Source organism: Bacillus mojavensis (assembly GCF_012648005.1).
Classification (GTDB): domain Bacteria; phylum Bacillota; class Bacilli; order Bacillales; family Bacillaceae; genus Bacillus; species Bacillus mojavensis.
On record NZ_CP051464.1, the window covers coordinates 3985746 to 4011559 of the forward strand.

25 protein-coding genes and 4 pseudogenes are annotated in these 25814 nt (G+C 37.0%); 18 read left to right on the forward strand and 11 right to left on the reverse strand.

Annotated features, from left to right (window positions below):
* The first annotated feature begins 60 nt into the window (after positions 1-60).
* Positions 61-540 carry a DUF2798 domain-containing protein gene (locus HC660_RS20660; RefSeq protein WP_168749282.1) on the forward strand — a complete coding sequence of 160 codons (480 nt, stop codon included), beginning with the start codon at positions 61-63 and terminating at the stop codon, positions 538-540.
* 37 nt (positions 541-577) lie between these two features.
* On the opposite strand, the gene HC660_RS20665 is transcribed toward HC660_RS20660, so the two are convergent.
* Entirely contained in the window at positions 578-1474 is an 897-nt protein-coding gene (locus tag HC660_RS20665; protein WP_168749284.1) for a LysR family transcriptional regulator, read from the reverse strand.
* A 120-nt stretch (positions 1475-1594) separates the two neighbouring features.
* Here HC660_RS20665 and HC660_RS20670 point away from each other — a divergent pair, with 120 nt between their 5' ends.
* Both HC660_RS20670 and HC660_RS20675 read left to right on the forward strand, forming a co-directional pair.
* Positions 1595-2173 (forward strand): LysE family translocator, encoded by a 579-nt coding sequence (locus tag HC660_RS20670; protein ID WP_168749286.1) that lies wholly within the window; start codon positions 1595-1597, stop codon positions 2171-2173.
* Between the two features lie 81 nt (positions 2174-2254).
* Positions 2255-2371, forward strand: a pseudogene (locus HC660_RS20675) (VOC family protein); the annotation flags it as partial.
* 152 nt (positions 2372-2523) lie between these two features.
* Here HC660_RS20675 and HC660_RS20680 read toward each other — a convergent pair.
* The gene (locus tag HC660_RS20680; RefSeq protein WP_168749288.1) at positions 2524-3204 is read right to left on the reverse strand and encodes an ArsR/SmtB family transcription factor; all 681 of its coding nucleotides are present in this window, start codon (positions 3202-3204) and stop codon (positions 2524-2526) included.
* An 88-nt stretch (positions 3205-3292) separates the two neighbouring features.
* On the opposite strand from HC660_RS20680, the gene HC660_RS20685 reads away from it, so the two are divergent.
* Positions 3293-3916 carry a flavin reductase family protein gene (locus tag HC660_RS20685; protein WP_168749290.1) on the forward strand — a complete coding sequence of 208 codons (624 nt, stop codon included), beginning with the start codon at positions 3293-3295 and terminating at the stop codon, positions 3914-3916.
* A gap of 102 nt (positions 3917-4018) precedes the next feature.
* Positions 4019-4429 carry a hypothetical protein gene (locus HC660_RS20690; RefSeq protein WP_168749292.1) on the forward strand — a complete coding sequence of 137 codons (411 nt, stop codon included), beginning with the start codon at positions 4019-4021 and terminating at the stop codon, positions 4427-4429.
* A 534-nt stretch (positions 4430-4963) separates the two neighbouring features.
* Here the strand turns inward: HC660_RS20690 and HC660_RS20695 are convergent.
* A complete protein-coding gene (locus HC660_RS20695; protein WP_010332631.1) occupies positions 4964-5518 on the reverse strand; it encodes a P-loop nucleotide/nucleoside kinase family protein in 555 nt (184 codons plus the stop codon).
* A 334-nt stretch (positions 5519-5852) separates the two neighbouring features.
* Between HC660_RS20695 and HC660_RS21305 the strand changes: the two are divergent.
* Positions 5853-6018, forward strand: a pseudogene (locus HC660_RS21305) (DUF255 domain-containing protein); the annotation flags it as partial.
* A gap of 205 nt (positions 6019-6223) precedes the next feature.
* Here the strand turns inward: HC660_RS21305 and HC660_RS20705 are convergent.
* The 3 genes from HC660_RS20705 to ydfH all read right to left on the reverse strand — a co-directional run bounded on the left by HC660_RS20705 (position 6224) and on the right by ydfH (position 10369).
* The gene (locus tag HC660_RS20705) at positions 6224-8398 is read right to left on the reverse strand and encodes an MMPL family transporter (RefSeq protein WP_168749293.1); all 2175 of its coding nucleotides are present in this window, start codon (positions 8396-8398) and stop codon (positions 6224-6226) included.
* 116 nt (positions 8399-8514) lie between these two features.
* On the reverse strand, positions 8515-9156 hold the full coding sequence (ydfI, locus tag HC660_RS20710) for a two-component system response regulator YdfI (protein ID WP_168749294.1): 642 nt from the start codon (positions 9154-9156) through the stop codon (positions 8515-8517).
* A complete protein-coding gene (ydfH, locus tag HC660_RS20715) occupies positions 9149-10369 on the reverse strand; it encodes a two-component system sensor histidine kinase YdfH (protein ID WP_168749295.1) in 1221 nt (406 codons plus the stop codon). The genes ydfI and ydfH overlap by 8 nt, the downstream gene beginning before the upstream one ends.
* A 445-nt stretch (positions 10370-10814) precedes the next feature.
* Between ydfH and HC660_RS20720 the strand changes: the two genes are divergently transcribed.
* The 5 genes and pseudogenes from HC660_RS20720 to HC660_RS20740 form a co-directional block, all read left to right on the forward strand.
* Positions 10815-10985 carry a hypothetical protein gene (locus tag HC660_RS20720; RefSeq protein WP_168749296.1) on the forward strand — a complete coding sequence of 57 codons (171 nt, stop codon included), beginning with the start codon at positions 10815-10817 and terminating at the stop codon, positions 10983-10985.
* A gap of 160 nt (positions 10986-11145) precedes the next feature.
* A pseudogene (locus HC660_RS21210) lies at positions 11146-11253 on the forward strand (DUF255 domain-containing protein); the annotation flags it as partial.
* 117 nt (positions 11254-11370) lie between these two features.
* The gene (locus HC660_RS20730; RefSeq protein WP_010332635.1) at positions 11371-11727 is read left to right on the forward strand and encodes an MmcQ/YjbR family DNA-binding protein; all 357 of its coding nucleotides are present in this window, start codon (positions 11371-11373) and stop codon (positions 11725-11727) included.
* 159 nt (positions 11728-11886) lie between these two features.
* The gene (locus HC660_RS20735; RefSeq protein ID WP_168749297.1) at positions 11887-12453 is read left to right on the forward strand and encodes a dihydrofolate reductase family protein; all 567 of its coding nucleotides are present in this window, start codon (positions 11887-11889) and stop codon (positions 12451-12453) included.
* Between the two features lie 289 nt (positions 12454-12742).
* Positions 12743-12922 (forward strand): annotated as a pseudogene (locus HC660_RS20740) (DUF255 domain-containing protein); the annotation flags it as partial.
* A gap of 264 nt (positions 12923-13186) precedes the next feature.
* On the opposite strand, the gene HC660_RS20745 reads toward HC660_RS20740, so the two are convergent.
* On the reverse strand, positions 13187-13696 hold the full coding sequence (locus tag HC660_RS20745) for a MepB family protein (protein ID WP_168749299.1): 510 nt from the start codon (positions 13694-13696) through the stop codon (positions 13187-13189).
* Between the two features lie 142 nt (positions 13697-13838).
* Positions 13839-14282 carry an Lrp/AsnC family transcriptional regulator gene (locus HC660_RS20750; RefSeq protein WP_168749300.1) on the reverse strand — a complete coding sequence of 148 codons (444 nt, stop codon included), beginning with the start codon at positions 14280-14282 and terminating at the stop codon, positions 13839-13841.
* 151 nt (positions 14283-14433) lie between these two features.
* Between HC660_RS20750 and HC660_RS20755 the strand changes: the two genes are divergently transcribed.
* Positions 14434-15723 (forward strand): APC family permease, encoded by a 1290-nt coding sequence (locus HC660_RS20755; protein ID WP_168749301.1) that lies wholly within the window; start codon positions 14434-14436, stop codon positions 15721-15723.
* A 234-nt stretch (positions 15724-15957) separates the two neighbouring features.
* Here the strand turns inward: HC660_RS20755 and HC660_RS20760 are convergent, their stop codons facing one another.
* Positions 15958-17874 carry an SIR2 family NAD-dependent protein deacylase gene (locus HC660_RS20760; RefSeq protein WP_168749302.1) on the reverse strand — a complete coding sequence of 639 codons (1917 nt, stop codon included), beginning with the start codon at positions 17872-17874 and terminating at the stop codon, positions 15958-15960.
* 458 nt (positions 17875-18332) lie between these two features.
* Here HC660_RS20760 and HC660_RS20765 point away from each other — a divergent pair, with 458 nt between their 5' ends.
* The 5 genes from HC660_RS20765 (at position 18333) to HC660_RS20785 (ending at position 22736) form a co-directional block, all read left to right on the forward strand.
* The gene (locus tag HC660_RS20765) at positions 18333-19034 is read left to right on the forward strand and encodes a recombinase family protein (protein ID WP_244956478.1); all 702 of its coding nucleotides are present in this window, start codon (positions 18333-18335) and stop codon (positions 19032-19034) included.
* Positions 19035-19051: 17 nt separating this feature from the next.
* The gene (locus HC660_RS20770; protein ID WP_178938637.1) at positions 19052-19219 is read left to right on the forward strand and encodes a hypothetical protein; all 168 of its coding nucleotides are present in this window, start codon (positions 19052-19054) and stop codon (positions 19217-19219) included.
* Positions 19216-19734, forward strand: a complete 519-nt coding sequence (locus HC660_RS20775) for an ImmA/IrrE family metallo-endopeptidase (protein ID WP_168749304.1) — start codon at positions 19216-19218, stop codon at positions 19732-19734. The genes HC660_RS20770 and HC660_RS20775 overlap by 4 nt, the downstream gene beginning before the upstream one ends.
* Positions 19735-19757: 23 nt before the next feature.
* Positions 19758-20588 carry a hypothetical protein gene (locus tag HC660_RS20780; protein ID WP_060399965.1) on the forward strand — a complete coding sequence of 277 codons (831 nt, stop codon included), beginning with the start codon at positions 19758-19760 and terminating at the stop codon, positions 20586-20588.
* 78 nt (positions 20589-20666) lie between these two features.
* Complete coding sequence (locus tag HC660_RS20785; protein WP_168749306.1) at positions 20667-22736, forward strand: thioredoxin domain-containing protein; 2070 nt, start codon at positions 20667-20669, stop codon at positions 22734-22736.
* Here HC660_RS20785 and HC660_RS20790 read toward each other — a convergent pair.
* Entirely contained in the window at positions 22733-23632 is a 900-nt protein-coding gene (locus HC660_RS20790; RefSeq protein ID WP_168749308.1) for a CPBP family intramembrane glutamic endopeptidase, read from the reverse strand. The genes HC660_RS20785 and HC660_RS20790 overlap by 4 nt on opposite strands.
* Positions 23633-23860: 228 nt before the next feature.
* Here HC660_RS20790 and HC660_RS20795 point away from each other — a divergent pair, with 228 nt between their 5' ends.
* Entirely contained in the window at positions 23861-25213 is a 1353-nt protein-coding gene (locus tag HC660_RS20795) for an MFS transporter (protein ID WP_168749310.1), read from the forward strand.
* A 31-nt stretch (positions 25214-25244) separates the two neighbouring features.
* Here the strand turns inward: HC660_RS20795 and HC660_RS20800 are convergent, their stop codons facing one another.
* On the reverse strand, positions 25245-25799 hold the full coding sequence (locus HC660_RS20800; RefSeq protein ID WP_168749312.1) for a maltose acetyltransferase domain-containing protein: 555 nt from the start codon (positions 25797-25799) through the stop codon (positions 25245-25247).
* Positions 25800-25814 lie beyond the last annotated feature (15 nt).

Below are 25814 nucleotides of genomic sequence, written 5' to 3' on the forward strand. Positions count from 1 at the left end.
ATGAGCATGTGTGATTCATTGGTATACTAATCACCGATTATGGAGAGAAGGATTGATTGTATGCCAGCAAATAAAAAAGAAGGCCTTATCTTTGGCGTGATGATGTGCTTTGGGATGGTCTGCGTCATGTCGATTTATAATGCAGTGATCAACGGAGCCATACATGATTTTTCATGGGTTACAGCTTTTGAGATGATCATAGGATTCATTGTAGCGTTACTGTTAGATTTACTGTTAGTCGGACCGCTCGCAAGAAAAATGACATTCAAACTGCCGTTCGACAAGTCTAAGAAATTATATGTCGTCCTTGCCATGTCGACTTGTATGGTGGTTGGTATGGTACTTTGTATGTCTGTTTTCGGATTAATCACGGCAACTTTATCGAATGGACTTAACGAGAACAGCCTATTCAGTGCGTACCTTATGATCGTTCTGAAAAACTTTATTTTAGCCTACCCCTTGCAATTGCTGATTATGGGTCCATTAGTCAGAGGGATTTTTATGAAATTTGTAAAACCAAAGCTCGCAGCTGCCGTTTAAATAAAAAAGGAGTGAGCGTAACACTCACTCCCTTTTCTCATTGATTTTCAGCACTCCGCCTCACGAATGAATGTAAAACAAGCTCCGCAAACGCCTCTGCGGCGGGCAGCTGCCATTTTTTCTTTTTGATTAGCATATGAGAGTAAAGCGGCTCAAAGCTTTCAGCATGATGAAGGATTTTCAGCTTACCCGCCTCCACTTCTTCTTTCACTGTCACATAAGGCAGTACAGAAAATCCAAGTCCGCTCATGACCGTTTGTTTAATCGCCTCGATACTCCACAACTCCATTGTTTGAAAGCTGCGAATGTCATGCTTCACTAGATATGTTTCAAACATGGTCCGATAACTGCAACCCTCTTCATTTGTAATAAAGAAATGACTGCTATTTTCTTGTTTATAGTCATCAAAATGGTCCGGTCCGTCATGACTGCCCACAAGGACAATCTTCTCCTCGGTTAACGTGTGATGAATGCATTTTTCAATATTAATTTCCGGATAGACCATTAACGCGATATCGACCCGTCCGCTCAATAAATCTACCTGGTTTTCCCCGCATGTCCCGTTGCTTAAGATGATTTTCACATGAGGATATGTCAGTGAAAATTCCCTTATGATCGGCCCTAGTCTGGAAATGGTTAAAGACTCAGGTGCGGCTACCTTTAATACTCCCTTGATTTCATGGACACTCTTCATATTCTTGATCTGGTCGTGGGCAGAAAGTAAATCTTCTGCCAAAGGGATTAACTCTCTGCCTAAATGAGTCAGCTTTAGATTTCTTTTTTCATACGAAAATAAAGCCCCGCCGATTTCCTGCTCAAGCGCTTGGATATGAGTGGTGATCGTGGATTGCGTATAACCCAGCTTAGCAGCAGCTCCCGTGTAACTTCCCATTTCTACAATGGCCTGGAACGTGACAAGATGTCTGATCTCCATACGTTTTCCCCTTCTATCGAAAAAAATGATAATGCTTTTTTATATTTCAATTTTATTTATAGATATCACTATCATACAATAAAAACTGCCCAACATGACTTAGCAAATGAAGGTGATTTAATGAGTATCATAGCTTTTCTTTCGTATGTGATTTTGACATCGATTACGCCTGGCCCAAGTAACATCCTAATGATGAACGAAGCGCGAAGGTTTGGCTTTATAGGTTCGTGGCGTTTCAATAGCGGCATCTTATCGGGTTTTGCAGCACTCGGGATTCTCAGCGGTATATTTACAATAGGTTTGTACAATTGGATTCCTCTTGTTGAGCCCTACTTCAAAATAGCTGGTGCGGTCTATTTGCTCTATTTGGCCTGGCAGATCGGTTTCGCCAAAGGCTCAAAGAAGGATTCCGAGGATACGCACTCTTCTTTTTTATCCGGTTTCATCTTCCAGATCATCAATATGAAAAGCATTTTGTTCTTCTTAACATTAATGAGTGCTTTTATACTGCCGTTTCAGCATTCAATGACATCAATTATTTTTTATCTCTCATTGGCCATTTTTCTGGGCTGGTTCGCCCTGCTGCTTTGGTCAGGGTTCGGCTCTGTTTTTAAAAAGCTTTTTGAAAAACATGATAAGGCCTTTCGAGTCATCATGTGTTTGCTGCTTATTTATTCTGCGGTAAGTATCTTTCTTTAGTTGGTCTGATCTGATACGAAAGCAGCTAGGCGGATTAATAATCGTTTAGTGGAATGGTTTACTTTGCAGGAGGGATCATGAATGATAAAACGACTTGATCATTTGGTTTTAACGGTGAAAAGCATTCAGGAGACAATCCGCTTCTACACATTTGTTTTGGGAATGCAGGAAGAAACGTTTGGCTCAGGGAGAAAAGCATTTATTAGACATATGTAAAATTGATTTGCATTGGAAAAGCAGGTTTCAAACCCTGCTTTTTATTTGTCTGCAAAAAAATAAGTGGGTTGCTCATGTTATAAGTTCGTAAAGTACTTTTCTTCCCTTCAACGGTGACATTTTCTATTCAAATCTTAGATACTCAACTTAAAGTAATGCTCAAATGCAGCTTTTCCGCTTTGTGTAACCTTAATAGCTCTAGTTTTAGGCATACGCACAATCCATTGTTGTTCCAGCATCCTGTCTAATAATGCATGTCCCAAAGCTCCCGCTAAATGATGCTGTCGCTCGCTCCAATCTAAACAGCAAAGCGCAAAAGCTCTCCTCTTATTTCTTTGTTTTTCTTCGTCGACTCCAAAATCCTTTAAAAACAAAGAGCCTTCTGAAGTCACCTCATATTGTAAATCCGCTTTTCGTAAGAAGCCTTGCTCGACTAATGAATGTGTCACTTGCACGCCGATATAACCGGCCAGATGATCATAACAGGTACGGGCAAAGTGTAAATCACTTTTTTCTTTTGAATCATTGAAAGACTTCACTTTTGAATCTGGCGAAATACTAAGCAATTGTTCTATCACTTTTGCAGCATCGGCGTTTGCCAATTTATAATACCGATGTCTTCCATGCTTCTCTACACTGATGAGCTGTGCTTCAAGTAATTTATGCAGGTGGAAGCTGGCAGTTTGAGGCTTGATTTTAGCGAAATATGCAAGCTCTCCAGCAGGGTGTATTCTTCCATCCATAAGGCTCAAAAGAATAGAAGAACGCGTGGGGTCAGATAGTAACGAAGCAACCTTTGCAATATTAGGATTCATCATTCTCCTCCTTACATTCATATTTCGATGATAGTTGAAATGTTAAACCTTTACAATATGAATAAATAATGATTAGGAGGCATAATCGTTGAACAGTGAAAAACAAGACACTCTCCATTTTAAAGAAATCAAACCAAACATTATGTACTATGGCACGTCCACATTCCTTCTTTCCACTTTGAATGAAGATGGAACCACCAATATCAGTCCGATGTCTTCCTCATGGGCGCTTGGAAACTATATTGTTCTGGGAGTAGGCTTAGGAGGAAAAGCGATTGAAAATTTAAGTAGTCACAAAGAATGTGTCATTAACTTGCCCAGCCCGGATTTATGGAAAAACGTTGAAAAAATTTCGTCTTTTAGCGGAAAAAAGAATATCCCGCCTTTGAAGAAACAGCTCGGGTTTACGTACAAAAAAGAGAAATACGAAGCGGCAGGGTTAACACCTTTACCATCAATGACAGTAGCACCAACACGAATTAAAGAATGCCCTATCCAAATAGAAGCAGAAGTGAAGCATATTCGGATACCAGATTACGAACCATCATTTGCGATTGTGGAAACACAAGCTTTACATTTCCATGCCGAGGAAAAGATCATATTGAACGACAACCACATTGACCCTTCAAAATGGAGTCCACTTATTTATAATTTCAGACACTATTTTGGTTTAGGAAAAGAAATAGGAAAGACCTTTCGTTCGGAAACATGACTCAAAATAAAGCTTTTAATGGGAAATTGCGTATTATACCCCTTCTATGTTTCAATGGAAACCGTTAGTAACAGCTTAAAAATAAAAACGGAGATATTGAAAATGAGAACTTTACATACGAGATTTAAACGTTTATTGAGATTAAGAGATTTTGAATTCTTTCAGGTAGAATTAAACGATGATGAGAGATGTGCTTTTTTATTATACGTTGATGAAAGATTTCCAGACTCTGAAGAAGGTAACAAAATTAATGTTTATTTGATTTCTCACTTTGAGCTACCTGATTCATCATATCATGATGTGCTACGTTTTAATGATGATCTATTGGGTATGAAACATAATTGTTCATATGTAATGGACACTTTAGCTGTTAAAGAGGAATTTGATTTCAATTTCCCATTTGATATGCTCGCTATACGTGAATATGTTCAAGAGTTATTGTCCATCTTAAAAATTGAAAAAGAACTCCCTGAATGTAAAGAAACGGATTTCAATTATTTATCTCAAGAGTAGTAACGGTTACGTTAAATGAAAATACCGTGTAAGTTTGGTTTTGATCTGTCTTATTCTAATAGTTGTTTGTCGGGTGATAGTTTCAAATTTTAATGGTTCTGAGCCTAATAACAACTTTTCTCATTGTTGCAATTTAGATAAGATCTACCACTTATTCGAATACTAGATAACATTTTCAGTGAAAGACTATCTTGATAACGTACATTTAGCATGTGCTTACCATTAAATTTGGATATATTGTAGAAAGTGTTGATTGATTTGAACAGAGAAACATTAAAATTCATACTGATTTTATTTACAGTTTATGCTACCATCCAGGTTACAAATGAAATTGACTTTACTAACTATTGGTTTCTAAATAGACTTATTCAGTTTTTAATTTGTATAGTTGTTTTTTTGGTCATTACTTTAATGGTTCCCGAAAAAAAGAAAAAGTGAATTTCGTTTTAAAAAAGAGCTCTCATTGAGCTCTTTTTTAAAAATAACACGCTAACCTTTCCACATGCAGTCAATTTACTTTACTACATCCCATAGTTAAGTGAGATAAGCTATTATTGTTTCTATAGTTTCATTAAAATTTAAAGAGCTTTCGAAGTATTGAAGATTATATTTTTGGCATTCCTCTTTTATTCGAATACTATCTGTTTTTATCCTCTCTAATTCTGATTTGATCTGAAAATGATCTAGATTTCTCAATCCGTCATTTTCTGTCATACTGGAGTGAAATTTCATTTTATCTATGTTATTTTCTATGTTTATTTCTGCTATTCCTATAAAACAGGTCTTAACATTCCCTAAATAGTATTGCTCAAACTGTGAAACGTGACTAGGGATTAATTGTACACCTTCTATTATGTAATCTATTTTGTTCTCAACCATAGCCGTCATCAAAGGATTAATTATTTTCCAGAGTCGTTGTCCATTTTTAAAATCACCATCAGTCGGATTAATGTCCATTTCTGGTACTCCATTCGCAATTCCCATCATTAAGTAGTCTAACGAGAAATAAGGAATTTTTGTTTCTGCTAACATTCTCTTTGCTGTAGTTGTCTTCCCACTCCTCGAAGAACCACCAATTAGATATAACATACTTCATCTCTCCTAATGAAAATAACTTCAAAAAGCGACCTCTGAGATAACCTGTATTTAATGCCAAGTTCGTATAGCTACACATTTATCCTTACGCTCATATCGTACTACATTACATTTAAAGAAGAATAGGGTAATTGGCTGTGGAGTTAAAAAACAAGACCAAGCAAGTAGCAGATTTATATAAGAAAAATCAAGACAATAAAGCTTAAAAAGCCGACGAGTTTTTTCAGATTCAGTTCTTTAAACCTCAGATAAATAGATTAAAGAGACAAATTCATTTCACTTCACGTGTTGCATTAATGAATTAGAAACTTAGAAAGAAGGTGATCCCATATCCACTAACAATAAACCCAACAGATTAGTCTCTATACTTACTCCAGCACGCCCACAACCCCGTAGACTGGTACCCCTGATGAGAAGAAGCCTTCGAAAAAACAAAACGTGAAAATAAGCCGGCTCTGGTCAGCATCGGTTATTCGACTTGTCATTGTTGGCATTCTATTTGAATAACCATTTCTTATTCAGATGACGAATGAAAAAAGAGTAGACCTTTCAGTCCACTCTTAAATAAATCTTATTTCTCTCGTTCTATATATTCTTCTTTTGTTGTTTATTGCCCATAAACTTTAACCTCTAATACTTTGCCATTAGTTAAAAAAGAGGAGCTACATCCCTACATGTTATTAGAAAGAGCCTATATTGCTACATACTGATTCGGTGTTTTTGTTCATTCTCTATCTCGGGCTGTATCTCCTTTGTTAGTTGATGACCCTCTATATCTACATTCGGAATGATTTTGTCTAACCACTTTGGTAAATACCAAGCTGCATTCCCCATCAACTTCATAATACTTGGAATGAGTGTCATTCTTACAATAAATGCGTCAAATAATACACCAAAGGAAAGAGCTAATCCATTTGCTTTGATAGAAGCTTCACCAGCAAAGATAAACCCTGCAAAGACGAATATCATGATTAGTCCGGCTGCGGTGACAACAGGTCCACTGTGTTTTAATCCAGCTTGAATCGCTTGTACTGGATTCTTTGTTTTTACATATTCTTCACGCATTCTGCTTACAAGGAATACTTGATAATCCATCGCTAAGCCAAAAAGAATACCAATCGTTAAAATAGGCAAAAACGCGAGTATCGGCCCTTTTTCAGGTATATTGAACAAGTCAATTAAGTTTCCATCCTGTAACACAAATACACAAATCCCAAGAGTTGCTGTCATTGTTAATATGAAACCTGCTACAGCAACAAGAGGTACTAGCAGCGAACGGAATACGATTGTCAGCAATATAAACGCAAAACCAACAATGAGTAAAGCAAATACTGGTATTGCATCATTAAGGCGATCTGAAATATCTATATTCACTGCCGTGGATCCAGTTACGAGCAAATCTACCCCGTTTTGATCTGCTAAGCTGCGCACATCTTGTACCAAATCCTTAGTAGCTTTATCGTTTGGACCTGTTGTAGGAACAACCGTAATAATAGCAAAATTGTCTTTTGCATTAGGCATTGCAGGAGTAACACTTGCTACATGGTCTAAATCCTTAATTTCTTTTACTGCATCTGCGAATGCTTCAGTCTTATTTTCTGTAACACTTGTGGCATCCGCCACTATCGTTAATTTGCCATTAAATCCTTCTCCAAACCCTTCGGCAAGCAAGTCATAAGCTCGGCGCTCGGGATTATCCTTAGCTTTCATTCCTGCATCAGGTAAACCTAGCTCCAAATGTATAGATGGGATACTAATGACTAGCAAGATGAGAATACTAAATACACTTAGAAGAATAGGGTTCTTTGTGACAAAGCGTCCCCAGAAATTTGTTTCAGCGCTTTGTATTTCTTTTTTCTTGTTTGCTTTCGGAATCATGCGTTTCCCTGCTATTGATAAGACGGCAGGCACTAATGTAATTGACGCTAAAACAGCCATGAGCACACTGAGCCCTGCTGTTAGCCCCATTGCAGACATAAAAGGAATATTAACGACAGTCAATCCGCAAAGTGCGACAATAACTGTAAGTCCGGCAAAAACGACAGCACTCCCAGCTGTTCCCGTAGCTCTCGCAATTGATTCATTTTTTTGTATACCTTCTCCTAAAAACTGGCGGTGTTTCGAAAAAATAAACAAAGCATAATCAATACCAACTGCAAGGCCAATCATTCCGGCTAATGAAAGACTGACGGAGGCAATATCAAACACTTGTGTTCCAATCAAAGTCAGCCCAATGCTTACACCTAAACCTATAAGTGCTGTTAAAATCGGTAAGCCTGCTATTAATAATGAGCCAAATGTAATAGCTAGAACAACAAAAGCCAAGACAATACCGACTATCTCTGATACACCGCCTATCTCCATCTCGGCTCCTGGTATATCTCCGCTTAACTCCGTTTGTAATCCTTCATCATCAGCAATGGACAAACTATCTTTCACATGTTTTATAGAGTAATCTTTTATATCATCTGCTGATGATTTGTATTTGATATCAGCATAAGCCACTGTCCCATCTTTTGCGATCGTTCCTGCATGAAAAGGACTTGCAATCGAATCAATGGAATCGTCTTTATTCATTTCCTTTAATGTATTCTCTATTGCTTTTTTTGCTGATTTTGCAGTAAGTTTCTCCCCATCGTTAGCACCGAATATGACCCGTATGCTCCCTTTATCAGGACCATGAGGAAATTCTTTATTGATCACCTTCATTGCTTTTTCCGAAGGCGTGTCTGGTATTGACATATCCTCAGAAAAACTGGGTTTTAATATGCCGGCTGCCCCTATCGCTGCAATCAACACAACGATCCACGCACATAGTACTTTAATGCGATGGCGAGCGACCCACCCGCCTAATTTATATAACATTCTTGACATCATAATCTCCTTTCAACACATTGCTTGATAACATTCCCCCTAATTGTAGTTCATAAGGAAATGAAAAAAACGTACATGCGGGCATGTACGTTTGGGCAACTTTTAAATAACCTGTGTTATAAATCTAAAGTTAAAATACCTCTCTGCATGGCAATTGTAACTGCTTCCGTTCTAGAATCCGCTCCCAATTTATTATAAATGGACGTTAGTCTTGACTTCACAGTTCTCTCTGAGATTCCTAAATCAAAGGCTATCGCTTTGCTTTTATGACCTTTTGCAATCGCCTTTAGAACAACTATTTCCTTTTCCGTTAACTGAGTATCGCTGCTTGGTTTCTTCATTCTTTTAAATTGAATTTCTTGAAAACGTTTAAGAATATCAGGCTGCAGCAGCACTTCTCCTCTTAATGCTGCATCCATTGTATGAAATAGGGTTTCTGAGCTCGTATCCTTCAACAGATATCCTTTCGCCCCTAATTCAATTCCCTCAATCATCAAGTGATCTTCATTATAAGTAGTCAAAATAATAATGGGTATGTTGTGTTTTTCTTTTATTTGTTTAATCGCTTCTAACCCACTCATTTTTGGCATGTATAAATCCATAAGAATGATATCTGGCTTTAATTCATCTGTAAGATGGACCGCCTTTTTTCCATTTTCCGCCTCTCCGATTATTGTGTAGTTATCATTCGTCTCAATTAACAGCTTGAGACCTTCTCTCACAACTAGATGATCATCAACGATTAAAACCTTATTCATCTTCAATCTCTCCCTGATTTGACAAGATTATCTCGATTTGTGTGCCTATTGTTTTTGTACTCTTTATATCGAATTGGCCTTTCATTGCTCTGACGCGTTCTTGTATACCAAGAAGTCCATAATGACCTCTCTTTTTCCTGCCTCTTTCAACATCAAATCCTTTTCCATTGTCTCTGACGGTTAAATGGATGTTTTCTTTCTCATCCCAAACTGATACCCATATGGATTCTGCTTCAGCATGTTTTGCTGCATTTGTAAGACATTCTCCTATGATGTAATAACAATTTTCAGCAGTACGAACATCAGGCAATTGAGTTAATCTGTAGTCTAAAAAACAAGACAGACCTGTTGCATCTTTAAAATGATCCATTTGTAAGGTAATTCTTTCTTTTAAAGAACCGATTTCTTCTGATTTGCTGCGAAGATTGTCAATAGCTGAACGTGCATCAGCTAATGTGCTTTTCACTCTATTCATAGATTGTTGAATGATTTCTTTTGCCCTATCTGTGTTACCTTTCGATATATGAACATTAATAGCATCCAACTGCATATTTAAACTAACCAATCCTTGTGCAAGGGTGTCATGTAAATCCCGAGCCATACGCTGTCTTTCGTTTTGCAACGTCAGCTGTTCTACTTGTTGATGAGCAAGCTCCAGCCTTTCAAGAGTCAGCTGCGCTTTTATTTTTTCATCAACTTGCGCAAAAAATGTGGCAGCATAAGTGATAATGACAACCATGATAGGTACAGCGATAACAAGAAAATGCAAAAACTCGCCTTTGTGAATCTGATATATCGCATTGGCTGATATCAGAAGTAATAGATATACAATGAGGAACGCTCTTCTTCTATCTGCCATTCCTATAATCTGCCCAATCAAAAATGCATAAAGGCCAATGATGACCAGCATTAAGAAGCCCGTCATGACATTAGCAAGTGCATAAGTAATCAAACCTTGCAGTACAAAATATAGAATGACCTTATTCTTAACCCATCGATATGAGTGCCAATGCAGCAGAGTAAAAATAGCGATTAATATTGTAAACACATGAAGCAATAAAATAGACCAGCTCCCAGAAACAAACTGCAGCACGATAGAGGCTATATAGATCATGAGAATAAAAGCTAAGCCTGGTACTCTGAGAGCAAGCATATTTAATGCCCTTCTATCTCGTGAAACGTAGTTTTTATCAAAAGGCTTTCTTCGAAACATATTGCTTCACTTCCTTTCCTTTGACAGTATAATCACAAAGGATCCACAATAAAAATAGGAACAATCCAGTCACATTTGTCATCTTATCATAAGAGCCGTCAGGCATTTCATTTATCACCCAGTAAGGCAAGAAGGAAAACCCAACAAGATGCGGACTTATCTAGTATGCAAGATGTGCCTCAACGTACATAAGGATATGCCCTTATGTACGTTTTCTATATTCAATTTTAAAATTAAAATATATGGAGAGTACTTTCATATGAGAGTATTGAAATGTATTGAAACCAATTGATCTCATAATTATAAGCCTACAAAGAAAAGGAATCAGAGCTGAAAAAACATTTGAAAAACGGTCCAAAATCCTCAAAGAAGTAAAGCAGAAGGGCTCTGCAAAAATGACCCATTAAAGAATAAAGAAACCTTATAGGGAAAAGAGGAACAAGGTATGTATTGGTTTTTTGGTGTTTCATTGTACCTTCTCATCGGTACTTGTATATTCATAGGAGTCATCAAAGACACTCAATCAGGTTCTTGGTTACTACTTGCATTAGCAGCTCCACTCATCATCTTTGGCTATCCTTACTTTTGTTCAAAGCAGCTTCTTTCCAAAAGATAAAGATATATATTGTGATTACAGAGTTATTGAAAACGATTAAAAGGTTTGAACATAATGTTAAAATAACATTTCAAACTCAAACACATTTACCTTCAAGAGTGCCATTTTCGTTAGAATAACCAAACAAGTAATTTTGCAGTCCGAACTTTATGAAATAATTATTGATTGGTTCCCTTGGTGAAGAAAGAAAGCATTTGAAAAAGCAAAACGGGAAAACAAGGCGGTTCTGGTCAGCATCAGCTATTCGACTTGTCATTGGTGCCATGTCTATTAAAGTAACCAAATAGACAAGCCAAGGATCGTAGACTACAAATCCCGTGATTTTTTCAAAAGTGACATTAGAGAGAAGAAATTAACCGTAAGTAGTTGGAGGGATGATTGAAGTATGTTAACAAGAGAAGATATCTTTAAACACGTCAAAGAAAAGTACGGTTCATCGCCTGATTATCCATGGGAGGAATACCCAAACTATGCTTCTTTGAGACATACATCAAACAAAAAGTGGTATGGTCTTATCATGAATGTTCTCCCAGAAAAATTAGGCTTGGAAGGACATGGCGAAATAGATATTCTGAATTTAAAATGCCCCCCTGACATAAGTGATGGCTTAAGAAATGGGGAAAATATCTTACCCGGATATCATATGGATAAGGAACATTGGATTTCAATTGTTTTAGAACGGACAGATCCAGAAAGCGAAATCTATAACTTAATCGAACAGAGCTTTCATTTAACCAAGTGAAGATAAAGAGTGTTCCTGCTAATCGAGCTGCAAAGAGTAGTGGGCACTTTCATTTTAGGATATTGTTCTTCACTCTGTCCACAAACGCAACTTAATCCATCTGGTGTGTGAATAGAAGAAGAATTTCTACCAACTTCTTATGTAAAAGGATGAATAGTTATGACAAATAACTTAAAACAGAGAAGAATAATTTTAAATTTAGCAGTTACTCTAGATGGTTTTATTGAAGGGAAAAATGGAGAAGTTGATTGGTGTATTATGGACCCTGATATGGGGTTTACTGATTTCTTAAATCAAATTGATACTATTTTATATGGTAGAAAAAGCTACGATTTATGGGGACAGTATATCCCCAAAAAAGAAGACCCTGATACGGAAAAGGAAATTTGGAAATTGGTTCATAGTAAAAAGAAATATGTTTTTTCCAGAACACAACATGAGATTGATAATCAAGCAATATTTATAAATGATAATATTCTTGAAGAAGTAAATAAATTAAAGAAAAAGCCTGGTAAAGACATCTGGCTATATGGTGGAGCGAGTCTCATTACAACTTTTATAAATTTGGGGCTTGTTGATGAATTTAGATTATCTCTTCACCCTGTTGTTTTGGGAGAAGGAAAACCGTTGTTTATTGATTTAAAACAGAGGATAAATTTAAAAATGCTGAATACAAGAACATTTTCCTCTGGCGTTGTGCAAATCGTTTATCATTGGAATGGCTAAAAACCTTTCAGTCCAAAGTATATATTGTTAGGTAACACTCGACAGTAATTTTTCTTATTGAACTAAAGGGGCGTCCATAAATAATGGGTTCCCCTTAATACTATGGAATGATCAACATCAAATTTAACAGAGCTAAAAATATCCATTCTCCTGTAATAAAAGAAAAGAAAACTGAAAAGGACGGTGTCTTCCTTCATTAACATTTTAAGTAAATCGGCTAAGCTTTGTATTTATTTATAATTATTGTGGTGCCTAAATGTAATTAAAACAAAAGAAAGAAGGTGATCCCATGCCCACTAACAGTAAACCCAATAGATTAATCGCTGAGAAGTCACCATATCTCCTTCAACATGCTCACAACCCTGTGGACTGGTTCCCGTGGGGAGAAGAAGCCTTCGAAAAAGCAAACCGCGAAAACAAGCCGGTTCTGGTCAGCATCGGTTATTCGACTTGCCATTGGTGCCACGTTCGTATAGCTACACATACCTGATAGTCCAAGAGGATCTCGGCATAGAATGATTAACAATTTCTGAAAACATCCCTTTGTTAAACATAAACAAAACCCCCATAAGTAACAGTACTTCCTATTGCTATTAGAAAAACTGAAAAACACCGTTCTGTTGAGTAGAACAGTGTAAAAAAATATTCCTTATAGAACTGTTGTAATCTTTTTTTGTGATTAACTTATTTTTTTAATGACTCTTTTTGATTTTCTACTCAGGGCTATCCAATTTTAGTTAGAATATAGCCTTAATAGTTCTTGTACTGGAAAACCATTTGTATTGTTCGCCTCAACAAAATATGCTAACTGCCATTTTTGTGTTTTGATAGCTTGTTTGCTAATGGGATTTTCCCACCTAGGGTAAACTCTAATTGCCATTTTTCCTTTTGTAGTTGCTGTTTTAAGGATATTATGTTTTAAAAGAACTCCTTTTGGAAAAACGAATTGTCCAAAATTATTATTACTAGTAAAAGTATTGATAACCAATAAATCAGTAGCCTTTTCATATGAAAAGGCTTGGTTTTTATTATCCTCATCTTTTTCCCAAAAAGCAACAAACTGTCCTATCTTGTTAGGTGTTATTTTTGCGACTCTAAATCTAACCGATTTTGAATTTATTTGAAACATACCAGCCCCATAATCTGAATTTTGAGCTTCTTCTCGAATAGCATTTATAGTTAAGTGATTTGGTTCATATAAAATTTTATTTACATATGTTAACGCCTTATAAAATTCATTCACTTCTTTGTACTCCTTATTTTTTATACTACATAATCCAATGCCTTCTTGAATAGAATGGCTAATCAAGGTAAGTAAATCATGACTTGCATTTGGTGACATATCTGTTAGAATAACCGGACATTAGGACATACACAAAGTTTTTTTATCTATCAGTGACAGGCAGCAGAGGGCGAGAAAGAATAGGCGATGACAGTACGACAGATGTATTTAATTGCCCATAAGGAATAAGGCGGTCTACTAAGGCTTCTAAATCCTTCATCGTAGCTACTGCTGCCTTTAGAAAATAACTATTCGTTCCTGTTACTCTATGACATTCTAGAATATCCGTTTCTTCCTTGATCAATTCCTCAAATCGACGACACTCTAATTTTAAATTTCCTATTTGTATAATCACAATTGTTCCTTTTCCAATAGCCTCAGCAGAAATGCGTGCTGTAAACCCCTGAATTACCCCGTTTTCCTGCAAACGACGTAATCGTTCATTTACACTCGGACGACTTAAATTCAGTTTTTTCGATAATTCAATAATTGTTATTCGGGCATCCTCTTGAAGCAGTTCTAATAATTTACCGTCTATTTCATCCATTTCCATCTCTCCTTCATAATTGTATATAATTCTATTGTTTTTCGTTCATACCGTAAAGCATAAGAGAATAAAACATTCATTAGTTTATATAAACAAAGAGAATAACCTTCTATAATAAAAATAAGTTCAGAAATGTAAGGAGAGAATATCTTTGACACAGCCATTGAAGCAAACTATATCAGTTTCACAAGGCACTGCTCTGTATGTAGGAGCCGTTTTAGGCTCAGGGATTTTAATATTACCTGGTATGACAGCAGGGATTGCGGGTTCAAATGCACTAGTTTCATGGATTATTATGGTGCTGCTAAGTATTCCATTAGCGTCCACATTTGCATTCCTTTCAATTGATTTCCCTAGCTCAGGCGGAATATTAACTTTTGCGGATAAAGCTTTTGGTCATTATGCAGGTGCTATTTGTGGATGGTTTTTTTTCATCGCAGGAAGTGTAGGACAAATTATTGTTTCACTAACAGGTGGGACTTATATATCTTTTGCGTTCAATTTACCGCATTTTTCCGCATGTATAATTGCAAGCATATTACTCTCAATCGCTGTAATCGGAAACTATGTAGGTCTACAAACAAGTGGAAAAATTCAATTGGTATTAGCCGGACTTACTTTATTGATATTATTAGGTACATCAGTTTTAGCATTTCCAGCAATTGACCATGAGAGCATAACACCACACATCACAAAAAAAAGCATCATTCCAATCGGCCAATCTGCAATGCTCATTTTTTGGTCATTCTTTGGATGGGAAGCAATCTCTAGTCTGGCACCTGAATTTAAAAGCCCGAGAAAACAAAACATCATGCGATCAACATGGGGAGCCATTGTTATTATTGGTGTATTATACATAGGCATCGCTTTAGCTGTCATTGGCACAAACTCTTATTCAACTGGTAAACAAACCGTTAATAGTGCTATGAATAATGCTTCAATAGCACAAGTCGTTGAAAAAGTGGCAGGGGTAAATGGCGCTTGGGTAACAGCAATACTTGCCTTTATCATATGTTTAGGAACTAACAATGCATTTGTGGCAAGTATGAGCCGATTAGGTTATTCCTTATCTCATAAACGTCTTGCCCCCTCATGGCTGGACAACATGAATAAAACATATTCAACCCCTAGCCGTGCTGTAATATTAGTAGGAGCAATTGCCGGAGTTGGTTTACTTTTTAGTTCTATTTTTCACATTGGTTTAGACCAGTTAGTGTTTATTCCTAATTCGTTAGCAATCGCAACCTATATAGTTGGTACAGCAGCAGGAGTTCGGCTGATTACAAATGTCTTTGGTAAGTTTCTAGCTGTCATTGCCTGTCTATTATGTCTTGCCGCTTATCCTTTTATCGGCTCCTATATAGCAATTCCTATCATTGTTGCACTTTCATGTATTGGATACATCACCTGGAGAGTTAAAAGAGAGAGAAATATTAAATAATGAAGGGTATTCTTTAAAATCATGGAGGGAGGCTGAAGTATATTGCCTATCTCTTTCCCATGACATGAATCCGATGCCAGGTTGGTTAGAATAACTATATGATGTCCTTAGGGTTACAAAAGGTTTTAAAAAGACAATAGGTGCCCCCGATATATCCCTTATCATTTTTGGGTATATCTATTCTAAATTATATGTATGTTGTAAAATATAAATAAAGAGCCCATTTGGGACTCTTTATTTTCGTAACCATTGTGCTAAATCTTCCTTTATTTTTTCCTGTAACATATCAATAAAACTTTTTAGACTACGAACACTAACTTTATCATCATCAATCTCATAAACTACTTTCATTTCATTATAATCGGGATAAAATTTAAAAATAATTTCTTTTTCATTATATTTTATGCGATAAATTTTAGTCTCATTATCATAAGAATTTGGGCAATCAAACTCAATTAAGTCTATATCTTTTTTATAAGTATACTTTTCATCACTAGTATTCCAGTCATATTCAAAACCATTATTCTTTACTAATAGTTTATTTAATAATATATAAATATTTCTTTCAATTCGGAGAGAGAATTCAGGCTCCCATACATGTTTATAAAGCAAATTAAAGCGTTTTGGTTTATCCAAATTATCAACCAATGCATAAATTTGTTCTATCTGTATTTGAGTTTTATTTTCTTTAGGATACTCATTTAATATTTCCTCTATGATACCAGTATCTAAAACTGAAATTTTTCCTTTTACATCCGACAGACTTTTCCACGAATACCCTAATTCTTTGGTATCCGTTAAATATTTATAATTCCCACAAAAGGATTTTATAAAATCAGATCTTTTATTTCCAAGTTCTCCTTCAAATATTTCATAGTAGTCCAGTAGCGCTATTGTATATATTTGATAAAGATAAAAATCATTAATATTATTCGCGCGAGATATTAGGCTTTCTAATAACTGATGAGAATAATGCTTATTAGCAATAAAAAAAGACTTCACCTCTAAATCATCCCTTATTAAATCAATTAATGTAAGAAGATGATTATCCTCAACACCTAAGATATCTTGTGTTTTTGATTCAAATTTTAATTGTATATCTGAATGTGACCTAGCCAATAACATAAAAAATGCTTTATCGGCTTCTTTTCTAAGACCATCGTCTGTAATAAATTTGTTATATATATGTAGTAAAACTTGATCTGTTTTATTTAGTTGTTGGATTTTATCAATAATATCTAAATATTCCACTTCAGAAAGAGGGGTTTCAGCCATTAAATCATTAGCTGCTGTTTCTAGCTCTAATTCAACTGTATTCATATCATTCCATTTTGATTGCACTAAACGAACTATGTGTTTATAAAAATCTAATATTTCTAGCTTGTCTATTATTTGTATTGAATATATATTTTCATAAAAATTTCTGTCAACCTCATTTATTTCATCCCGGTTAATCCAATATATTTTTTTCTTTTCAAATTGTTTTGATTTAATCTCTTCAATTACTTCATTCAATAAGCTTCTTATATTCGGATCAGATAAGCTATACCCGATAAATACAATATTGTTCTCTATAAAAATTGAATATAGCTTATTAAATATATATCTGTTACTATAATTGAATTCTTGATAGTTTTTTTCAGTTATGACAATTCCGTTATTATTATCTGTAATACAACCATGTATCTTATAAAGTTTGATTCTATCCTTTATCCTCCCATAATCTTTGTTCACACTTCTAAGATTCCTATGAATTACAGAAATATTTTCAATACAATACTCAAGGTTAGTATCATAATTTGTTGTTATGATTTCACTAATATATGGGGTTATTTTTTTAAAAACATCCTTATACTCATTATATCTATCAGTATAAGCTACCCTTTTCCTTTCATATTGAGTAATTTTTTTTATAATTTCAGTTTGTATATCGTTATCGTTTGTTTGTTTTAATAAAATATCAACATATCCTGCTAATCTTAAAAAATCAACTCCAATTAAATTTTCTAACATTAACTCATTGATCTTTTTGTAGTCTGAATCCTCCTTTTCGGAAACTAAATAAAACAAGCTAGACATCTTTATTTTTTCTAACAAATTGTTTTCAGATATAATTTGTTTTAATAATTCTCCCCATCCTGGATAACCCAAATCTCTTGAAAATCCCGCCCCTATAAAAAAACCACTTTATTTCCTATTAAATCTGTAGCTATATTACTTAATTGTTTAAATTGATACTGACTTAAATTCATAATTTACATCCCCATTTATTTAAGCTGTATTTTCTCAAAAGATACCCATTTATTATTATAATATGGGAAATAAAAAATCACTAATACTCACTTATTTTAAAGCATGTATTATGCAAAATAACTATTCTTCCACAATTGCTAGGGCAACAAAAGCCATGGATATTGTCGTTAACTGTTGAATACATCGGAGTCAAAACAATTAGTTATCGTGTCTATATTCTGCCTTCAATGTTTCCTTATCCATTACTTCCTCAAAAAATTTATAAGTTAACAGTTATCCAATAAACCTTAACAAACGTAATTATCATGAAATTTCTGTTATTATAACATTATATTAACAAGTTAGGATGGGTTAATATGGAACTGAAAAACAAAATAAAACGAGTCGCCATTTACCTCAGAAAATCCCGCAATAACGAAGGCGAAGAGACTGAAGAAACTCTAGCAAAACACAGAAAACGTTTATTAGATATTGCAGAAAAAAACAACTGGGAGATCAAATTGTTTCAAGAAGTTGGCAGTTCAATGGATGAAAATCGACCAGAGTATCAAAAAACGATCTGCGAAATTAAAGAAAACCTTTTTGATGCTGTTTTATCTGTTAACCTTACACGTGTTACTAGAGACGATGCTGAAACACCTAAATTTATGAGTTTATTAAGACAAGAAGATGTCCTCTTTGTTACCGATAGTGAGCGTATATATGACTTAGAAATCCAAGAAGATTTGCAAGCGTTAAAGTTCACTGGGTTCGTAAATAACTGGGAGTATGAAAATATAAAGGCGCAGCTAAGGAAAGGAAAAAAGGATAGTGCAAAGTTAGGCAGGTGGTCAAACGGAACCCCGCCATTTGGTTATATTTATAACCCTTTAGAAAAAAGAGTGGTAATTGATAAAGAACGGGCAAAGGGTGTCAAGTTGGCTTTTCAGTTGGTTTTAGATGGAATGGGTGTCGATAATATTGCTATAAATCTAAACCAGTTAGGTTATCGAACTAAAAGAGGGAATTTATTTAGTGGAAAAGTGATTTATACGATGTATCAACGGATTATCTATTAGGACGTAAACCAAAGAATATGTCCAAGCTGGATGAAACATTAAATGAAGCTATTGAAGAATTAAAAAATGAAGAAACTCTCCTTTTTATGAAGGACGGGGATATTGATGAGGAAACTGCTCGCTTAATCAAACAGGCATTAATCAATGGAATGAAATTCGTTGACGCAATGAAAAAGAAAGAGTGATTCTTATCTATACTTCAAAAAATATCAAAAATAAAGCAGAAAGAGTTATTCAGGAACACGGAACAAACGATGTCTACGAAATATGCGGCAACCTCAACATTTCAATCTTAAAAAGTAATTTAGGTAGCATCAAAGGCTTTCTTCAATATTACAAAAAACATCATCATTATTTAATACAGGTAAATCAAAAATACCAAAACACCAAAATCATAATCGCTCATGAACTAGGGCATTATTTTCTCCATAAAAACTTAAACACATTCAAAATGGAAAACTGCTCTCTAGTTCTAGGTGAGAAGTTAGAACATCAGGCGAACATCTTTGCAACTGAATTACTTTTACCTGATTATGTTCTGACTAATGAAGCGTCACAATTACAAAACTGGACACTAAATCAAATAGCCTCTTTTTTTCAACTCCCTGTACCCATTGTGGAACATAAAGTAAGACATATGAATCTTCTTTCACCAAATATAGCAATAAACCAAAACAGATTAACAATTATAAATTCATAAAATCAGAAATGGGGTACTACAGTATGAATTGGCTTGTTGGGCTTGATTGGGGTATTCAATGGGGAACCGTTTTTACAGTTGCCGGCACACTCACCGCCGCTTTTTTAGGACAAGTTTTTTCTCATCGTTACTCTCAAAAAAGGGAAGACCTTAAACAGAAAAAAGAAAGTTTTCAAAACCTGTATTCTCCTACAATTCATCATGTAACAAACTATCTTTACAAAGAAATCGATAAACAAACTGATATCATTTTCAACTATAAGGATGAAGAAGATTTCGCAGACGAAGATGATTATTTTAATCCCGAAAAATTATTCTTAGAAGCATTTTCTTTAATAGGTGATAACCTCAAATATGCGAATCTAGAGTTAATAATGCAATACCAGGATATCAAATCAACTAACAAATTAGGCAAGCAGTTTCTCTCGATAGATAAAACTATAAAATTGTGTGACATATTCATAACAGACTACATTAAGATAAGTAAAGAAATAGGTGTTTACTCACCGAATATAAAAAAGAAAATCGAAGGCATTTTATTATTTACTAAACTGTATTTCTTACTTTTAAAAATGGAAGGGTTAAATTTTGCATACACGACTTTAAGCTATGCTGACCTATTAGATAAAGTAGGAACAAAAAACACCAAATACATCAAAAACGCTATACAGTTACAACAAAAATACGAAAAATATGCTGAAAAAAATGCATTAAATGGTACTCATACAAAACGTCTTAAAAAGTTAGAGTCAGAAACATATAAACTGTTATGCGATATCGGAAAACAGTTTGAACCAATGGGGCATGAAATATCGGATAGTTGGGCAGATCATATAAATAAGCTCAAACGTTAAAAGAATTAAAATTCAAAAAAAGTGTTATATTAACGAATGTATTTAATCTACATATATCAAATGAAAGAAGGTGATCCAATGCCCACTAACAATAAGCCCAATAGATTAATCGCAGAGAAATCCCCTTATTTGCTTCAACACGCTTATAATCCAGTAGACTGGTATCCCTGGGGAGAAGAAGCCTTCGAAAAAGCAAAACGCGAAAGCAAGCCGGTTCTGGTCAGCATCGGTTATTCGACTTGCCACTGGTGCCACGTTATGGCTCATGAAAGCTTTGAGGACGAGGAAATTGCGCGCCTTCTTAACGAACGGTTTGTAGCGATTAAAGTCGACCGGGAAGAGCGGCCGGATGTGGATTCTGTTTATATGAGAATCTGCCAGCTGATGACCGGACAGGGCGGCTGGCCGCTGAATGTGTTTATCACGCCTGATCAGAAGCCGTTTTACGCGGGTACATATTTTCCAAAGACGAGCAAATTCAATCGTCCCGGTTTTGTTGATGTGCTTGAGCATCTTTCTGAAACGTTTGCGAATGATCGTGAGCATGTCGAGGATATTGCAGAAAACGCCGCTAACCATTTACAGACAAAAACAGCAGCTAAAACAAGCGAGGGGTTGAGCGAATCAGCGATTCACCGGACATTCCAGCAGCTTGCCAATGGTTTCGATACAATCTATGGCGGCTTCGGGAAGGCGCCGAAATTTCCTATGCCTCATATGCTCATGTATTTTCTTCGTTATTATCACACGACGGGGCAGGAAAACGCTTTGTACAACGTCACGAAAACACTGGACAGCATGGCAAATGGAGGCATCTATGACCATATCGGCTATGGGTTTGCCCGCTATTCGACCGATGATGAGTGGCTCGTCCCTCACTTTGAAAAAATGCTGTATGACAATGCGCTGCTGCTGACAGCTTATACCGAAGCTTATCAAGTCACGCAAAACAGCCGGTACAAAGACATTTGTGAGCAGATTATTACGTTCATTCAACGGGAAATGACCCATGAAGACGGGAGCTTTTTCTCGGCTTTAGACGCGGATATAGAAGGCGAAGAAGGAAAGTACTACGTGTGGTCAAAAAAAGAGATCTTGAAGACGCTCGGAGAGGATCTCGGTACGCTGTATTGCAGCGTGTATGACATCACAGAAAAAGGAAACTTTGAGGGCAAAAACATTCCCAATCTCATTCATACCAAGCGGGATCAAATCAAAGCGGATAGCGGCTTAACCGAAGAAGAGCTCAGCCGCAAGCTTGAAGATGCAAGATTGAAGCTGTTAAAGACGCGTGAAAAAAGAACGTATCCGCATGTCGATGATAAGGTGCTCACCTCATGGAACGCGCTGATGATTGCGGGTCTTGCTAAAGCGGCAAAGGTATTCCAGGAACCCCAATACCTCAGCTTGGCTGAAGACGCTATCACCTTTATTGAAAACAATGTAATCATCGACGGCCGGGTGATGGTTCGGTATCGTGACGGCGAAGTGAAAAACAAAGGATTTATCGACGATTATGCCTTTCTCTTATGGGCTTATCTCGATCTCTATGAAGCCTCGTTTGATCTATCATATTTAGAAAAAGCGAAGAAGCTGTCAAACGATATGATCGATTTGTTTTGGGACGAGGAGCATGGGGGATTCTACTTTACCGGACATGATGCAGAAGCATTAATTGTCAGAGAAAAAGAAGTGTACGATGGCGCCGTGCCTTCAGGAAACAGCGTGGCAGCCGTTCAGCTCCTGCGCCTCGGGCAAGCCACAGGCGATTTGTCGCTGATTGAAAAAGCCGAAACGATGTTTTCCGTGTTCAAGCCTGAAATCGAGGCATACCCGAGCGGCCACTCTTTCTTTATGCAAAGTGTGTTAAAACAGATGACGCCTAAAAAGGAAATTGTGATTTTCGGGTGCCCGGACGATCCAGACAGAAAACAGATCACAAGCGCGCTTCAAAAGGCCTTTAATCCAAACGATTCCATCCTGGTGGCAGAACATCCCGACCAGTGCAAAGGCATTGCAACGTTCGCGGCTGACTATCGCATCATAGACGATCAAACAACCGTGTATATTTGTGAAAATTTCGCCTGCCAGCAGCCGACAACAGACATAGAAGAAGCCTTACAAACATTAGAAAGCAGCAGGGATTAAACACCTTGCTGCTTTCTTTTTGATCTCTTATGGTATTGTACAACGATAAATGCAAATAAAAGATTAATGACAACGGTAAAGAAAGTCTCCCACATCGAATTTCCCCGTGTGATGGCAAATAATGAAGGAATATCTCCATATACACTGTTTTTTTCAGTAATAAAAAGACATAAAAACATATTATTCGCGGCATGCACACCAAGTGAAATTTCAAGGCTGCCTGTTTTAACCGTATAATACGTTAAAAGAATCCCAATTGTTACATACTCAATGCCTGCCCAAAAAGCGCCATTATTCATTTCAGGATTGCCAAAGTGTACAGCCCCAAATAGACCGCCGACAATCAGCGTCAATATAAAAGGGTTCTTTATCACTTTTCCAAAAGCCTGCAATAGAAATCCCCTGAAAAACAGTTCTTCCGCAGAAGTCTGGAGCGGCACCAATAACAGAGATGCCACAAGCAGCCACAGAAAACGAGAGGCGTCAAAATCCTGAAAAGTGTATTTCGCCGGATGAACCGCATAATCAATCCCTTGAACCACAGCCATCAGCAAGAAATAAGCGATAAAGCCAAAGAAAATGCTGCGCCAGCTGATTTTTGCATGCGGTGTAATGACTGACCGAAACGGACGTTTCAGGATAAAGCGCACCGCCAGCCAAACCCCTGGGATTGCAAATATATAAACGATATGAGTTAAAAACAGATCAGCCAAAGAATCGGTTAACATTCCTGTATCCACATCAAACGCAATATTCGGACTTAAAAGTGCAGTCAATAACATCATAAAGACATAAACAATGCTTCCAAAAAAGAATAAGCCAACCATCACCAAAAAGGAGAAAAAATATCTCCACAATGTATTGTTTCCTTCTAGAGGACGGATAAATGAATTCATTCCTTCTATGACTCTTCCTTTCAATGAGAATATTACTATATATTTGCATAATTTGGTCTATTAATCTACTGTTTTGGAAATCTTTTAAGCAAAATTAAGGCGAAAAGTGTGAATTTAGTTCTTCCATCTAGTGATTTGAACACTGTTCCCAATGATTCCAGGTACTTATAATAGTGCCAAGAGGAGAATGTTCAGGCTTTCTCCCGCTATTAAAAAAGGGGGTTTTTTATGAATACGGGCGTCAAACCGAAACATGCACATCCTTTTTCAAACGCGGCAAACCGTTTAGACCGCCTCCCGATTTCACGTGTCCACTTCCAAGTATTAACCGCTCTCGGCATTGTTTACTTCTTTGATCTTGCGGATTTATTTACCCTCAGCAATGTAGCGCCGGCGCTGATCGAGCATTGGGGCGTCCAGCTTTCAACCATAGCCAATGTAACGGCTGCTTCGTTTCTAGGCATGTTTTTGGGAGCATCACTTGGGGGACGGCTTTCAGATCGAATCGGCCGAAAAAAAGCCTTGAATTTATTTGTCTTCGTTTTTTCAATCGCATCGCTATGTAACGCCGCGGCTTGGGACATCCCATCCTTAATGGCGTTTCGTTTCCTCACTGGATTTGGCGTCGCAGCTGCCATGGTCATCACCAATAGCTATTTAGCAGAATTTTTCCCTTCAAGTGTTCGCGGAAAGTATATTTCTTTCTGTGCCATGATCGGATTGATCGGCGTTCCGATCACCAATATCGTATCAGCCTTTGTCATTCCGCTCGGCTCTTGGGGATGGAGACTTGTCTTTGTATGGGGCGCTGTTGGTCTTATTTATTTCTTCTTTATTCGGCGGCTGGAGGAATCACCCCGCTGGCATGAAAATCGCGGTGAATATGAAAAAGCCGATGCCATCCTGAAAAGGATTGAAGCAAGCGTTGAAAAAGAAAAAGGCCCGCTTCCTGCTCCGGTGCCGCAGACCGCAAGCGGACAAGTACAACATGCGGGTTACGCAGGATTATTAAAGGGGAGAAACCTGAAAATAACCATTGTGTTATCCGCGGTATGGATTTTTGAAACCTTTGGATTCTATGGCTTTGCCTCTTGGGTCCCCAGCTTGCTAAAAAGCAACGGGGTCACAATGGAAAATACATTATGGTATAACGTATTGCACTCGGTCGGCGCTCCGCTCGGCGCGTTGCTGGGTTCAATGATTTCTGAAAAATTCCAGAGAAAATGGATATTGGCCGCCAGTGCGTTTCTGACTGCCATCGCAGGTCTTTTATATGGCATGACCTTCATTCCCATCATGATTATCGTGTTTGGTTTCATCGTTAATATTACGGAGCGGGTTTTCACATCAAACTTATATGCGTATACATCTGAGCCTTTCCCAACAGAGTATCGCTCGTCAGGCAGCGGTTTAGCCTATGGTCTCGGCCGCTTTTCGAACATCTTCGGATCATTGCTCGTCGGTTTTATCGCCGTTCAGCTCGGCTATGTCAGTGTCTTTTTCTTTATAGGCGGCTGCTGGCTCGCATGCTCCATTTTGTTAATCTGCTTTGGTCCCAATACGAATGCCAAGCAGATATAAAAAGTCAGTGCGGCGTTTAACCGCACTGATTTCAATTCAATTCCTTCAGCTTTCTCGCAGGGTTTCCTCCTACAACCGTATTCGCAGGCACATCCTTTGTCACTACGGAACCCGAAGCAATCACCGCGTTATCGTCGATCGTCACTCCCGGGTTTATCACTGCCCGCCCGCCAATCCAAACATTATCTCCAATTGTAACAGGCTTACCGAATTCCTTCCCCGACTTCCTAACAAGCGGGTCGAGAGGGTGACCAGCCGTGTAGATATGCACCCCTGGAGCTATCAAACAATCACATCCTATACGAACTTCACACACATCAAGAATGACACAGTCAAAATTAACAAATGTACGATCCCCCATATGAATGTGATAGCCGTAATCACAGCGGAATGTCGGCAAAATGGTGACTTGATCACCGATCGAACCAAGCAGATTTTTCAAAAGCTCCGTTCGCACTGACTCGTCTTCTGGTGATTCGTTATATTGTTTAATCAGATTTCTCGCATGTTTACGCTCTAGTGATAATTCACGGTCTTCCGAGTTGTATAATTCTCCGGCTGCCATTTTTTCTTTTTCTGTCAGCATTCAATTCACTCCAAG